The organism is Hoeflea sp. YIM 152468, assembly GCF_029210485.1.
Taxonomy (GTDB): domain Bacteria; phylum Pseudomonadota; class Alphaproteobacteria; order Rhizobiales; family Rhizobiaceae; genus Hoeflea.
This window is the reverse complement of record NZ_JARGET010000026.1, coordinates 111126-125060: the sequence shown is the minus strand read 5'-3', so window position 1 is coordinate 125060 and position 13935 is coordinate 111126. Positions and strand designations below refer to the sequence as shown.

At 61.4% G+C, this 13935-nt stretch carries 14 protein-coding genes; 12 read left to right on the top strand and 2 right to left on the bottom strand.

Annotated features, from left to right (window positions below):
* Positions 1–4 precede the first annotated feature (4 nt).
* Complete coding sequence (gene speB, locus PZ897_RS14030; RefSeq protein WP_275753067.1) at positions 5–1066, bottom strand: agmatinase; 1062 nt, start codon at positions 1064–1066, stop codon at positions 5–7.
* Between the two features lie 142 nt (positions 1067–1208).
* Here speB and gcvA point away from each other — a divergent pair, with 142 nt between their 5' ends.
* Together gcvA and PZ897_RS14020 are read left to right on the top strand one after the other, a co-directional pair.
* Positions 1209–2153, top strand: a complete 945-nt coding sequence (gene gcvA, locus PZ897_RS14025; protein ID WP_275753065.1) for a transcriptional regulator GcvA — start codon at positions 1209–1211, stop codon at positions 2151–2153.
* Between the two features lie 59 nt (positions 2154–2212).
* Positions 2213–3388 (top strand): aminotransferase, encoded by a 1176-nt coding sequence (locus PZ897_RS14020; protein ID WP_275753166.1) that lies wholly within the window; start codon positions 2213–2215, stop codon positions 3386–3388.
* A gap of 50 nt (positions 3389–3438) precedes the next feature.
* Here PZ897_RS14020 and PZ897_RS14015 read toward each other — a convergent pair whose 3' ends face one another.
* Positions 3439–4398, bottom strand: coding sequence for a LysR family transcriptional regulator (locus tag PZ897_RS14015; protein WP_275753064.1), 960 nt, complete (start codon positions 4396–4398; stop codon positions 3439–3441).
* 104 nt (positions 4399–4502) lie between these two features.
* Between PZ897_RS14015 and PZ897_RS14010 the strand changes: the two genes are divergently transcribed.
* The 10 genes from PZ897_RS14010 to PZ897_RS13965 all read left to right on the top strand — a co-directional run bounded on the left by PZ897_RS14010 (position 4503) and on the right by PZ897_RS13965 (position 13746).
* Complete coding sequence (locus PZ897_RS14010) at positions 4503–5369, top strand: ABC transporter permease (RefSeq protein ID WP_275753062.1); 867 nt, start codon at positions 4503–4505, stop codon at positions 5367–5369.
* On the top strand, positions 5369–6154 hold the full coding sequence (locus tag PZ897_RS14005; RefSeq protein WP_275753060.1) for an ABC transporter permease: 786 nt from the start codon (positions 5369–5371) through the stop codon (positions 6152–6154). Before PZ897_RS14010 ends, PZ897_RS14005 begins: the two co-directional genes overlap by 1 nt.
* Before the next feature lie 38 nt (positions 6155–6192).
* On the top strand, positions 6193–7338 hold the full coding sequence (locus PZ897_RS14000; protein ID WP_275753059.1) for an extracellular solute-binding protein: 1146 nt from the start codon (positions 6193–6195) through the stop codon (positions 7336–7338).
* Positions 7339–7401: 63 nt separating this feature from the next.
* Positions 7402–8490, top strand: a complete 1089-nt coding sequence (locus PZ897_RS13995) for an ABC transporter ATP-binding protein (protein WP_275753057.1) — start codon at positions 7402–7404, stop codon at positions 8488–8490.
* Positions 8487–9833 (top strand): aspartate aminotransferase family protein, encoded by a 1347-nt coding sequence (locus PZ897_RS13990; protein WP_275753056.1) that lies wholly within the window; start codon positions 8487–8489, stop codon positions 9831–9833. Before PZ897_RS13995 ends, PZ897_RS13990 begins: the two co-directional genes overlap by 4 nt.
* Positions 9834–9844: 11 nt before the next feature.
* Positions 9845–10771 carry a 3-keto-5-aminohexanoate cleavage protein gene (locus tag PZ897_RS13985; RefSeq protein WP_275753054.1) on the top strand — a complete coding sequence of 309 codons (927 nt, stop codon included), beginning with the start codon at positions 9845–9847 and terminating at the stop codon, positions 10769–10771.
* Entirely contained in the window at positions 10768–11259 is a 492-nt protein-coding gene (locus PZ897_RS13980) for a GNAT family N-acetyltransferase (protein ID WP_275753053.1), read from the top strand. Before PZ897_RS13985 ends, PZ897_RS13980 begins: the two co-directional genes overlap by 4 nt.
* Complete coding sequence (locus PZ897_RS13975) at positions 11256–12278, top strand: histone deacetylase family protein (protein WP_275753051.1); 1023 nt, start codon at positions 11256–11258, stop codon at positions 12276–12278. Before PZ897_RS13980 ends, PZ897_RS13975 begins: the two co-directional genes overlap by 4 nt.
* On the top strand, positions 12275–13402 hold the full coding sequence (locus tag PZ897_RS13970) for an FAD-binding oxidoreductase (RefSeq protein WP_275753049.1): 1128 nt from the start codon (positions 12275–12277) through the stop codon (positions 13400–13402). Before PZ897_RS13975 ends, PZ897_RS13970 begins: the two co-directional genes overlap by 4 nt.
* Positions 13399–13746, top strand: coding sequence for a RidA family protein (locus PZ897_RS13965; RefSeq protein ID WP_275753047.1), 348 nt, complete (start codon positions 13399–13401; stop codon positions 13744–13746). The genes PZ897_RS13970 and PZ897_RS13965 overlap by 4 nt, the downstream gene beginning before the upstream one ends.
* The last annotated feature ends 189 nt before the right edge of the window (positions 13747–13935 follow it).

Genomic DNA, 13935 nt, shown 5'->3' with positions numbered 1-13935 from the left:
GGCGTCAGGTGGGCCCGCCGGTGATGGCCTGGCTGAAGACCATCAGGCTGAGGATCTCGAACAGCATCTGCGCACCGGCCTGTGCCGTATTCGTCGTCGAATCATATTGCGGCGCCACTTCGACGACGTCGCCGCCGACAATGTTCATGCCCTTGAGCCCACGAATGATATCGAGAACTTCACGCGTCGTCAGCCCACCGATTTCCGGTGTGCCTGTTCCCGGCGCGAAGGAAGGGTCGAGGCTGTCGATGTCGAAGGAGAGATAGGTCGGCCCGTCGCCGATGATCTGCTTGGCGCGCTCGAGAATTGCCGGAATGCCCATGCCGGTGACTTCCTCGGCATGGATGACGGTCATGCCGGATTCGTAGGAGAACTCCCAGAGATATTCGGCAGCCCCGCGGATGCCGATCTGGATCGTCCGCGTCGGATCCAGCACGCCGTCGAGCACCGCATTGCGGAACGGACCACCATGGTGGAACTTGGTCAGGTCATAGGCGCCACCCGTGTCGCAATGGGCGTCGATGTGGATCATGCCAACCGGACGCTTCTTGCCGACGGCTTTCAGGATCGGGTGGGTGATCGAATGGTCACCGCCCACTGACAACGGCAACACGCCGGCGTCGACAATCTGATTGACGCGGCGCTCGATGTCCTCGTGACTCATCTCCAGCCGGTAGCGGCTGCGGAAACTGACATCACCGATATCGGCGACGCGCAACTCGTGCACCGGAGCGCAATCAAGCACGTGATTGTAAGGACCGATGCGCTCGATGGTGCGCAAGGCGCGGGGGCCAAAGCGCGAGCCGTTGCGGTTGGTGACGCCCAGATCCATCGGCATGCCGATGATGGCCACCTGCAGATCGCCGAAATCCGGGGCGTCGTTGTCGATCTCGACATAGGGCGCGGTCAGAAATGTCGGGATGCCTGAATAGGGCGCAAGCCGCGTGCCGCTCTCGGTGAAAATCTTGTCGGCAACGCGCCGGAACTTCGGGTTGAACAGTTCGCCGCCGTGGCTCTCGCCGTACTTGCCAATGAGCTCGTCGAGCTTTGCCTTGTCCCATGCCATCGTGGTCGCATCCTTCCCAGATTCTTCATAGCGGGCCTTGCGGCCATCTCCTGCTTGAAATCTTGCAAAGCGGAGAGAGGAAAGCAATTGATATTGTTAGTGCAGTTCATGTGAGTTATTCTCACACCCAGAAAGTTCCGCCATGATCCAGCGATTGCCACCTCTCAACCCATTGCGCGCCTTCGAGGCGACCGCCCGAAACGGCTCTCTGAGCAAGGCAGCGCGGGAGCTTTGTGTCACTCACGGCGCCATAAGCCATCAGATCAAGGCCCTGGAAGCGTCACTGAAAGTCAAGCTTTTCAATCGCAGCGGCCAGCGATTGACATTGACCGAACATGGCGCTGATCTGTTACCTTCTGTGACATCAGCGTTTCAGGAAATTGCTGCCGCCACCGCCCGGATGACGCGGCCAGCCAAATCTGGTTCCCTGTCGATCAGTTGTGTTTCAGCCCTTCTATCGCTGTGGCTGATGCCGCGGCTGGCGAGTTTCACCGCCCGTTATCCGGAAATCCGGCTGACCTTCACTGCCGGCAATGATCCTGCGATGATCCACTCTTCCGATGTGGATATCTCCATACTCTATGGCGATGGCAGCTGGACGGATTGCTGGCTCAAGCTCTGGTCGCATTTCGACCTGTTCCCGATCGCCAGCCCCTCGCTGGTCAACAATCGGCCAATCCGTTCCGCCAGGGACCTCGCAGAGCACACCATCCTGCACGGCGACGGGGGACATGAATGGCACATCTGGCTGACCGCAGTGGATGTGCGCGGCATCACCGGTGGCCAGCAGCACTACTTCTCCGATGTCCGACTGGCGCTTGAAGCTGCGGTGCTTGGCCACGGCATTGCCCTCGGCGACACCTTGACAGCGGCGAGCCTGTTGACCAAAGGACAGGTTATCGTGCCGTTCAAGCTTGCGGTTCCCGCCGTTCACGCATTTTACGTCGCCTGCAGCAATGATCTGCGCTCAACGCCGGCTGTCGACGCCTTTATCGACTGGTTGTATTCCAGCCTTGAGGAAGACGACGCCAAGGCCGAGCGACTGATTGCGGCGCGGCGAACCATTCGCCGGGCGCAACAGGTGTAGACAGTACAGCAAACCGAAACCGATCCGGTCGAAGTCACGGATCCTTGAAAGCATCCATCATGCCGATCGCCCGTATAAATCCTCTGGTTGAGACACTTGCCGCGCCGCCGATCCCCGAAGTGCAGGCCTGGAAGCGCGAGTATGATGGCCGTCATGGTCCGCTGATCGACCTGTCGCAGGCCGTGCCCGGATACCCGCCGCACCCTGATATGCTCAATTGGCTTGGTGAAGCTTCAAGTTCGGTGTCCATGGCCGGATACGGCGAGATTGAAGGCGAACCGGGTTTGCGCGCAGCCTATGCAGACTGGATGAGCAGCCTCTACGCGGCCGGCGTCGAACCGGCCAACATCCACATCACCTCGGGCTGCAACCAGGCCTTCATGGTGTCGATGATGGCGGTTGCCGGGCCTGGTGACGCCGTGCTGTTGACCAATCCGTGCTATTTCAATCACGAGACCACATTGGCGATGTCCGGCGTCAAGATCGGATATGTGGACTGCCATGCTGAAGACGGCTTTCTGCCGACACCGGCCGCGGTCGAAGCCATGATAACAGCCGAGGTGCGTGCGCTGGCGGTGGTCACACCCAACAATCCAACCGGCGCCACCTATCCTGCCGGTCTGCTGCGCGACCTTTTCGAGCTGTGCCGTGCGCGTGGTATCTGGTTGATCATCGATGAGACCTATCGCGATTTTCTGCCGCTTGATGCCGGGCCACCGCATGACCTGTTCTCCGTCGCTGGTTGGCAGGACAATCTGATCGGTCTCTACAGCTTCTCCAAATCCTTCTGCATTCCCGGCCATCGTGTCGGCGCGGTTGCGGCGGGGGAGGCTGTCGTTGCCCAGATCGCCAAGGTGATGGACAATTTGCAGATCTGCGCACCCCGGCCACCGCAAGCGGCCCTTGCCACGGCAATTCCGAGCCTCGTCGACTGGCGCCGGGCCAATGCAATCGAGATCGCCGCACGGGCTTCCGCACTGACCGAAGTGATGGGCAGCGCACCGGAATGGGAGATTTCAGCCCTTGGCGCCTATTTCGCCTTCATCCGGCATCCGTTTGCCGATCTCAGTGCCCATGACGCCGCCCACAGGCTGGCATGCGAGTCAGGTGTCTTGACCATTCCCGGCTCGTTCTTCGGCAAAGGTTTGGAGCGTTACCTGCGGGTTGCTTTCGCCAATGCCGATGTGGCCACCATTCGTCAGCTCGGTGCACGCTTTGCCGCATTTGCCGGCTGACAGCGCTGTGACCATCCCGCCAGTCCTGCGGCTGGTTTACCCCTCGAGGCTCAGCTGTAAATGCGGCGCTCCATCGGCGTGGTTTCGATCGCATTGATCAGACCGGCCAGCATCGCTGTTTCAGCCCGGTTTGGCTTGGCGTGCGGATTCCAAACAACGTGCACGTCAATTGCCGGCGGTGAGTCATAAGGCGGCAAACGCCAGAGCCGTCCCCGCTCGACATCCTCGCGCACGACATGCAGCGGCAGCGGACCAATGCCGAGGCCGGCCATGATCATCCGCCGGACTTCCTCCAGATTGGGCGAGGTGCCGACGATGCGTGAATCGAGTTGCGCTTCGGCGCGCATCTCAGCGACAGCACGGAGCGCATCCCCCATCTGGTCGGTGACGAAGCTGACGGAGGAATGGCCGGCGAGATCGGTGATGGAGACGGCTTTCTTGCCGAACAGCGGGTGGGTCGGACCGCAGAACAAGCCAAAATACTCGCGGAAGAGACGCCGGTATTCAAGCTGCGGGCTGCGGTCCATCACCAGGCAGATGGCAAGCGAGGCCCGGCGTGCGGCCACTGCAGTCAAAGCGGCACGGCTGGCCATGGCCTCGATCGACAATGTGGCGCGGGGGTGATTTTTGTGGAAACGGTTGAGCGTCGTATCGACAAGCGGGCTGACGACATGGCTGGCCATGACGATACGGACATGACCGCTGACCTCATCCTCGACATCCCTTATGGCGGTTCCGAGACGGAGGATGGCACCGTGAATGTCGATGGCTTCATCATAGAGCATTCGTCCGGCAGCGGTGAGCTCGAACTTTCCAGGCTTGCGGTTGATGAGCCGTTTGCCGAGCCTGTCTTCCAGCCGCTTCAAGGCGCTGGAGACGGTGGGCTGTTTCAACGACATCCGTTCAGCAGCTTCGGTGACCGACCGGGACTCGGCCAGCACCAGGAAAGTGCGCAGCAGATTCCAGTCGAGATCACGCGCAAGTCGTTCGGGCGGTGTCAGGCTGCTCATTCATTATTGATATCATCAATGGCGTGGATATCAATTATCTATTTGCTCAATGACGTGGGGTTTCGCATCATGAGACAACAAAAGCGCGGGGGAGCGTGACAACAATGAGTATCGAACAACGCGAGGCGCGGCAGCCGTGGATTCTGCTGACACCGGCGCTGACGGCGATCAGCCTGCTGCTGATCGTGCCGTTGATGTTCATTGTCGTCTATTCATTCTGGCTCAAAAGTGCTGTCGGCGCCGACACTCCGGGCTTTTATCTCGACAACTGGACGGAAGTGCTGACGGACCGGTTCTATCGCGACATTCTGCTCAACACCCTCAAGATTGCCGCCATCACCACCGTTGCCTGCGCGCTTCTGGGCTATCCGGCGGCCTATTTCATCTCCCGCTCCAAAGGCAACAAGATGATCCTGTTGCTGCTTTTGATGCTGCCGTTCTGGATCAGCTACATCATCCGCACCATGAGCTGGATCAACATTCTCGGCGTCTCCGGCGCGCTCAACTCGGCCATGATCCATGTCGGCCTTATCGATGAGCCGATCCAGATGCTCTACAATCAGACCACCGTGATCCTTGGGCTGGTGCACTTCTTGCTGCCGTTCATGGTGCTCAACATCTTCGTCAGTCTCGATGGCATCGACACCAATCTCGAAGACGCCGCGTCGTCGCTGGGGGCCACCCGCTGGCAGGGGTTCCTGCAGGTGACGCTGCCGCTGTCGCTGCCGGGTCTGGCTGCGGGCGGGTTGCTGTGTTTCGTGCTGGCCGCAGGCACCTACATCACGCCGGTGATTCTCGGCGGACCACCTGACGCCATGTTCGCCAACCTCGTCTATGAAGCCATCATCCGCCAGCTCAACTGGCCGCTCGGTTCGGCGCTGTCGCTGCTCCTGCTGATCGTGCTCGGGGTACTGGTGCTGATCTACAACCGCTACCTCGGCATGGCGCAACTGGCGAAGGGGCTTGGCTGATGGGCTGGAGTCTGATCCGCACCTACACGATCCTGGTCTATCTGTTCATGTTCCTGCCGATCGTGGTGGTGGTGCTGTTGTCATTCAATGCCAACCAGTTTGGCAGCTTCCCGATGACGGGCCTGTCGACCCGCTGGTTCGAGGCTCTGTGGAACAACGACGCGATCTTGCGCGCGTTCCGCACCTCGATCGTGCTCGGATTGATGACCGCCACCATCTCGACCGTGCTTGGCGTGCTCGCCAGCCTGGCGCTGGTGCGGTACAAGATCCCCGGCCGCAATCTGATCACCACCCTGCTGATCGCGCCGATCCTGGTGCCGGAAGTGGTGCTGGCGGTGGCGTTGCTGCTGTTTCTCAATTTTCTCAACATCGGCAAGAGCTTCACGCTGCTGTTGGCCGGTCACGTCATCTTCACGCTGCCCTTCGTCATTCTGGTGGTGCAGGCGCGGCTGGTCAGCATCCGCCGCGATGTCGAGGAGGCGGCGCTGAGCCTCGGGGCCTCGCCGATGCAGACCTTCTTCTCCGTCACATTGCCGCTGCTGATGCCGGCCGTGGCGGCGGGCGGCTTGTTCGCCTTCACCATCAGCTTCGACGATATCACCGGGACCTTGTTCTGGAAGCCGGGCGGCATCGAAACCGTGCCGACGCAGATATTCTCGATGCTTCGCAATTCGATCTCTCCGGAGATCAATGCTCTTGGCACGGTGATCATCGTGCTGACGGTCGGGCTGCCGCTCATCGGGGTAGCCGTGGCTCGAATACTCGCAAGAAGAAGCGGCGTATGAACCGCTCAAGGTCCTGAACCCCAAGATGGAGAACACAGATGGACGATACCAAACGTTATGAACGACTGCGCGAGCGGTTCCAGAACGGCGACATCAGCCGCCGCAAGTTTTTCGGCCTTCTCGGCGCCGCGGGCGCTGCCTACGGCCTGCAGATGCCGTTCGCCCGCCAGGCCCTGGCAGCCGGTGATGTCACCCAGGTCCGCTTTGACGGCTGGGGCGGCGTTGTCTCGGAAGCCTTCCGCAAGCATGCCTTCGATCCCTATACCGAAAAGACCGGCATCAAGGTCATTGACGGCACCTTCCCGGGCGGCGACGAATACCTCGCCCTGGTGCGGGCCAGCCAGCCGGGCGAATACAACATCGCCCACCTTTCCGGCGTGTTCGATTACGCCCGCTACGCCAGCTTCGATCTGACCAGCGAACTCAACATCGCCAACATTCCGAACATGGCCAATGTCATGCCGGCGCTGATGAACGCCTTCAAGTCGATCACGCCGGACAGCCTGTCGGCCGCTCCCTACGACTATGGCACCACCGGACTTGCCTACAATCGCAAGCACATCAGCGATGAGGAGATGAAGGAAAAGGGTGCCAAGATTCTCATCGACGAGAAGTACAAGGGCAAGATCGGCGGCTGGAGCGACTGGCGCACCCGGATGTGGTACGCGGCGCTGCAGACAGGTCAGGACCCCAATGACATCCAGGATCTCGATGCAGCCTGGGATGCCGTGCGCAAGCACCGGGACCTGGCGCTCAAATACTGGGCTTCGGGGGCTGAACTGATGAGTCTGATGGCCGAGGAAGAGATCTACGTCACAGAAGGCTGGTCCGGCCGCATCTATGCGCTGCAGGAACAGGGCCACGACATCGGTTACTACGATCCGCCGAGCAGCTTTGGCTGGCAGGAATGCCTGTTCGTGCTCCGCGGCAGCCCGATGGCGGCCTGCGAAGAACTGCTCAACTTCATGCTCGACAAGGACACCTCGATTGCGGTGGCGGAAGGCCAGAGCTATCCGCCGGCGCTTGATCCGACCAAGGTCGACCTTGGCGCCAAGATCCCGAAACTGCCGGCATTTGACGCCACCGGCACGCTTGCGGGTCTGACCTTTGCCGATCCGGGCTACTGGAATGGCAACGAAGCGGAATGGTCGAAGGAATTCGGCCGCGTCCAGAAGGGCTACTAAGCCTGGCGCCGGCCCCGTCGTCGGGACGGGGCCGGAAGTTTTCTCAACCGGAGGCACGAGAGCGTGAGCGCAGTTTCCCTGACCCAAATCGTCAAGCGCTTTGGGAATTTCACCGCGGTGCATCCGATGTCGCTCGATATCGAGGACGGCAGTTTCGTCACCCTGCTGGGCCCGTCGGGCTGTGGCAAGACGACGACCTTGCGGATGATCGCCGGCCTGCTCGATCCCACCGAGGGCGAAATTGCCATCAAGGGCAAGCGCGTCAATGACGTGCCGATCCACAAGCGCAATCTCGGCCTGGTGTTTCAGAACTACGCCCTGTTCCCGCACAAGACGGTTGCCGAGAACGTCGCTTTCGGCCTCAACTACCGCAATGTCGGCAAGGAAGACGCTCGGCGCAAGGTGGCCGAAGCCCTGGACCTGGTGCAATTGCCCGATCTCGGCGCCCGCTATCCGAAAGAACTCTCCGGCGGTCAGCAGCAGCGCATCGCGCTGGCCCGCGCCATCGTCATCGAGCCTGATGTCTTGTTGCTGGACGAGCCCTTGTCGGCGCTTGACGCCAATCTGCGCGAGGACATGCGGGTTGAACTCAAGCGGATTCAGCAGCGCATCGGCGTCACCACGGTGTTTGTCACCCACGACCAGACCGAAGCGCTGGCAATGTCGGATCAGATCATCGTCATGTCGAAAGGCCGGGTCGAACAGGTCGGCGCGCCAGAAGAGGTCTACAACACGCCTGCAAGCGAGTTCGTGGCCCAGTTCCTTGGCGCGTCAAATCTGCTGGCCGCTCAATGCACAGATATTTCCGGCGGTGAAATCGCCCTCGACCTTGCGGATTTCCCCCGCATCATCATCGCGCAGAAACGGGCGCCGAAGATTTCGGCAGCGGGTCCGGTCAAGCTGGTCATCCGTGCAGAGAAACTGCTGCTGAGACCGGCCGGAACAGCGCCCGATGGCATGCTTTCCGTCAACGCAACGGTCGAGAATGTCGACTATCAGGGCCAATCGGCCCGCTATTTTCTGCGTGTCGGCGACCATCAGATGCAGGCAATCAACATGATCGAGGATCATCCGTTTGCGGCGGGTGCTCAGGTTGCCCTGACCTTCCGTCCGAAAGACTGCGCAGCCTTGCCGTTGGAGGTTGGTTCGTGAAGCCCAAGAGTCACTTGTTCTATCAGACCCGCAACCGTCGTCCGACGCTGGCGGAAGCGCGTGGCGTCTATATGTGGGATGTTGACGGCAAGCGTTATCTTGACGGATCGTCCGGCGCCATGGTCAGCAATATCGGTCACTCCAATCCTCGCGTGCTTGATGCGATGCGACGGCAGATGGAAAAATCGACCTTCGGCTATCGGCTGCATTTTGAAACCGAGCCGAGCGAACGTCTTGCAGCCAAGGTGGCGGCGCTTTCGCCCGAAGGGATGGAGAAAGTCTTCTTCGTTTCCGGCGGGTCGGAAGCTGTCGAGAGCGCGATCAAGCTGGCGCGGCAATATGCCGTCACCGTCGGGCAGGGGACACGCTGGAAGGTGATTTCCCGCCACCCCAGCTATCACGGCTCCACGCTCGGCGCCCTGGCGCTGACCGGCTATGACCCGTTGTCGGCACCGTTCGAGCCGATGCTGCAGGCGATGCCGAAGATCCCGGCGCCGCGGGCCTATCTCGATGGTCTGGCCATCGATGATCCTGCCACCGGCGCGTATTATGCTGCGATGCTGGAAGCCAGGATCATCGAGGAAGGTCCGCAATCCGTGCTCGCCTTTATCCAGGAGCCGATCGGCGGCGCGTCCACGGGCGCGCTGATGCCGCCTGCGGGCTACATGCAGGCGGTGCGCGAGATCTGCGACCGCTATGGAATCCTGCTGATCCATGACGAAGTGATGTCAGGCGGCGGCCGCACCGGCAGGTTCTATGGCGCGGATCATTGGGGTGTCGAGCCCGATATCATTGCCATCTCGAAAGGCTTCGGCGCCGGCTACGCCCCCCTGGGCGCGATGATCGCACATGACCGGCTGATCGATCCGGTGCTGGATGCCGGGGGGTTTCTGCACGGCCATACCTATGCGGGCAATCCGCTGGCCTGCGCTGCAGGACTGGCGGTGCTCGAGGAAATTGAAACCGGAGACCTGATGGGCAACGCTGCGCGTGTCGGCAGCGTGCTCAAGGGACGGCTCGCCAATCTGATGCAGCGCTACGGCTTCATTGGCGATGTGCGGGGGGAAGGCTTGTTGCTGGCGTTCGAACTGGTGGCGGACCGGCAGACCATGCAGCCCTTGCCAAAGGAATTGAATGCCCATTCCGACCTGGTGGAGATGGCCTATGACGAAGGCCTGATCATCTACTCGCGCCGCACAAGGGGCGGCCTTGATGGCGATCATTTTCTCGTTTGCCCGCCGATGATCGTGACCGAAGATCAGGTCGATGAGATCATCGACATGCTGACGGCCGCACTCGACAGGTTTGCCGCCAAGGCCGGACTCACCGCCGCTTTGGCCTGACAGGAAACAGCATGTCGAAAATCATCATATCATGCGCCATCACCGGCTCGATCCATACGCCGTCGATGTCGCCCTATCTGCCGGTGACAGCCGAAGCCATCGCCGCACAGGCCGTTGGCGCCGCCGACGCCGGTGCGGCAATCCTGCACCTGCATGCGCGCAACCCCGAAACCGGACAGCCTTCGGCCTCAGTCGAGCACTACATGGCCTTCCTGCCGGTGATCAGCAAGACAACCGATGCCGTGGTCAACATGACCACCGGCGGCAGCGCCGTGATGTCCCTTGAGCAGCGGCTGGCTGCGCCGTTGGCGGCGGAGCCGGAAATGTGCTCGCTCAATATGGGGACGATGAATTTTGCGCTGTATCCGATGCTCGGCAAGCGCACCGAGTGGCTGCATGACTGGGAAGAGCCGTTCTTGCGAAACTCCGACGATCTCGTGTTCCGCAACACCCCGCGCGACATCGAGGGCGTGCTGAGACAGATGGGCCAGGAGCGCGGTGCGCGTTTCGAGTTCGAATGCTATGACGTCAGCCACCTCTACATGCTCAAGCATTTTGCCGACCGGGGATTGATCCGGACACCGATGTTCATCCAGTTCGTCATGGGGGTCCTGGGCGGCATTGCTGCGGAGCCGGAGCACCTGGCGCACCTGAAGCAAACGGCGGACAAACTGTTTGGCGACAGCTACCTGTTCTCGGTGCTTGCCGCAGGCCGGCAGCAGATGGAGATGGCGCGGCTTGGTGCCTCCATGGGCGGTCATGTGCGGGTCGGACTGGAGGACAATTTGTATATCGCGCGCGGGCAATTGGCGAAGTCCAATGCCGAGCAGGTCGAGAAGGTGCGCGGGGTTGTTGAAGCGCTCGGCCGGGTTGTGGCAACACCTGACGAGGCAAGGGCGATGCTGGGGCTGAAGGGAAAACAGATGGTGGCATTTTGAAAAGTCACGAGATCACGATCAGGCCGGCCGTGGCAGCGGATGCGGCGGGTCTCAACCGTGCTTTGGCGCAATTGTCCGCCGATATGGGGGATGAACATGGAGCCAGCGATGCGGACATCGCCCGGTTCTGCTTCGGACCGGCACCGGTGATGCATGCATTGCTGGCGGAGACGGCTGACCGGGCCATCGTTGGTGTCGCGGCCTATTCGCCATTCGTCTCCACGGTTTACGGTTCGGTCGGCGTTTACATTTCGGACCTGTGGGTGGCTGACGAGGCGCGGGGAAATCGCCTGGGTCTTGCGCTGCTGGCAGCGGTCCGCGCCGCCGGTCTTGAGGTCTGGAATGCGAGCTTCCTCAGGTTGAATGTCTACCATGACAATCCGCGGGCGCTGGCCTTTTATGAGCGTCTTGGCTTCGTCCCCACGACCGAGACCCAATACATGACACTGGTGGGCACGGCCTATGATGCCCTGGGAGCACAACCATGAAAGCCATTTTCGATGAGCGGCAGCGGGCGCATGATCCGAAGCACTTCATGGCCAATGGCAAGGTGTCGGCCAATCCCGAGCAACCGCAACGGATCGAGGAGTTGAGCCGTGGCGCCCGGGCTGCGGGATGTGACTTCGTGGGGCCGACCGACCATGGTCTCGGTCCCGTCGCGGAGATCCATTCGCCGGAATATCTTCGCTTCCTCGAGACCATTCACAGCCGCTGGATCAGGGCCGAGGGCGCTTCCGACGAGGTGATTCCCAACATCCATCCCGACCGCCGCACCGCAAGCTATCCGAAATCCGCTTCCGGACAGGCCGGGTTTCACCAGGCGGATACCTCATGCCCGATTGCCGCGGGCACCTGGCAGTCGGCCTACTGGTCGGCCCAGTCTGCGCTGAGCGCCGTCGACACGGTGCTCGCCGGCGAGCCAGCCGCCTATGCGCTGTGCCGCCCACCGGGACACCATGCGTTCGCTGATCTGGCTGGCGGCTTCTGCTTTCTCAACAATTCGGCAATTGCGGCGCAGGCCTTGCTGCGCTCCGGCAGACGGCCGGCCATCCTCGACGTCGATGTGCACCACGGCAACGGCACGCAAGGCATCTTCTATCAGCGCCGCGACGTTCTGACGGTGTCGATCCATGCCGATCCTGCGCGCTTCTATCCGTTTTTCTGGGGGCATGCCGAAGAGCGCGGCGAGGGTGAGGGCTTGGGATACAATCTCAACCTGCCGCTGCCGCGCGGTACCAATGATGATCAGTATCTGGCAGCACTGGAGGTGGCGCTGGCACGGATCGGTTCCTTCGGTGCCGACACACTGGTCGTGGCGCTGGGGCTTGATGCCCACGAGAACGATCCGTTTCATGGCTTCAAGGTGACCACGCCGGGCTTTGGCCGGATCGCTGCAGCCATTGCAGGGCTGGATCTTCCTGCCGTCATCGTGCAGGAAGGTGGCTATCTGTCCGCCGACCTGGGCGACAATCTGACAAGCTTTCTCGACGGGTATCAGCAAGGATGAGCACGCATTGCGATATTCTGGTGATTGGTGGCGGTATCGCCGGCATCAGCGTCGCGGCGCGTCTGGCGCCGGATGCAAGGGTCACCGTACTGGAAGCCGAACCGATGATTGGCCATCACTCGACCGGCCGTTCGGCGGCCATCTTCATCCGCAATTACGGCAATGCGACATTGCGGGCGCTGAGCGCTGCGTCGGCCCCGTTTCTGACGCGGCCCGACCAGGTTTCCGACAGCAGCCTGCTGACGCCGCGCGGTGAGCTGCTGGTTGCGACAGAGGATGATCTGGACAGGTACGAGGCCTATCTGGACGGCAGCGAAGGGCTGGAGAAACTGTCGGCGCAACAAGCGCTTGAGCTGGTGCCGATCCTGCGCAGGGACGCCATTGCTGCCGCCGCGATCGAGTGGGACGCACAGGACATTGATGTTGACCGGATGCTGCAGGGCTTTGCCCGGCTTCATCGTGGACATGGCGGCAAGGTTGTCACCGGTGCGGCGGTGACGTCGATCGCCCGTCATGACGGGCTCTGGACGGTGGTGACGCCGGCGGGCGAGTTCAGCGCGGCTGTGGTGATCAATGCCGCTGGCGGATGGGCCGATCACCTGGCGCAGATGGCCGGCGTGCGGGCGTTGGGTTTGGCGCCTTTGCGCCGCTCGGCGGCGCTGATTCCGGCACCCGAGGGCCATGACATCAACCGCTGGCCGCTTTTTGCCAATGCCGGAGACCAATGGTACGCCAAGCCCGAGGCTGGCAAGCTGATGGTCTCGCCGGCGGAGGAAGACCCGGTCGAGCCGCATGATGTCTGGGCCGACGACATGGTCATCGCCGAAGGGCTGCACCGGTTCGAACAGGCCGTGACGATTCCGGTGACACGGGTCGAGCATTCTTGGGCCGGGATGCGGACCTTTGCTCCGGACCGGACACCTGTGGTCGGATTTGCCCCGGAAACGGAAGGGTTCTTCTGGCTGGCCGGCCAGGGCGGCTACGGCATGCAGACTGCACCGGCACTGTCACAGCTGGCTGCAGATCTTTGTATGGGCCGGCAGGCAGCTCTGGACTTGTCTGTGGTTGAGGCGCTAAGCCCCGCACGCGAAACATTGAATTTGAAACAAGGACAAGACTCATGAGTGATATCAAACGTATTGAAACCGGGGCTCGCATGAGCCAGGCCGTCATCCATGGTGGTGTCGTCTACCTGGCCGGACAGGTCGGCACCGCAGGGGCCAGCGTGACTGTGCAGACTCAGGATATTCTCGCCAACATCGACCGGTTGCTGGCGGCTGCGGGAACGGACAAGTCGAAGATCCTCCAGAGCACTATCTGGATGTCATCGATGGATGATTTTGCCGAGATGAACGCGGTCTGGGATGCCTGGGTATCGCCCGGCAATGCCCCGGCCCGTGCCGCCGGTGAATCCCGGTTGGCGACACCGGACTACAAGGTCGAAATTCTCTGCATCGCCGCGCTCTGAGATTTCGGTTGAGACAGGCGGGACGGAAGGCGCAGATGCCGTTTCTTGTCTCGCCTGATGCCGCGCGCGTTGACAGGGTGATCGGATCGAACCCGCATGCGCGTCCGTGCCAGGGTTTCTGCTCAGCGCAGCGTTAAAAAAATATGGCTGACGGGGTCTCATTTTGGTGGCCTGGAGCAAGGGGATGAC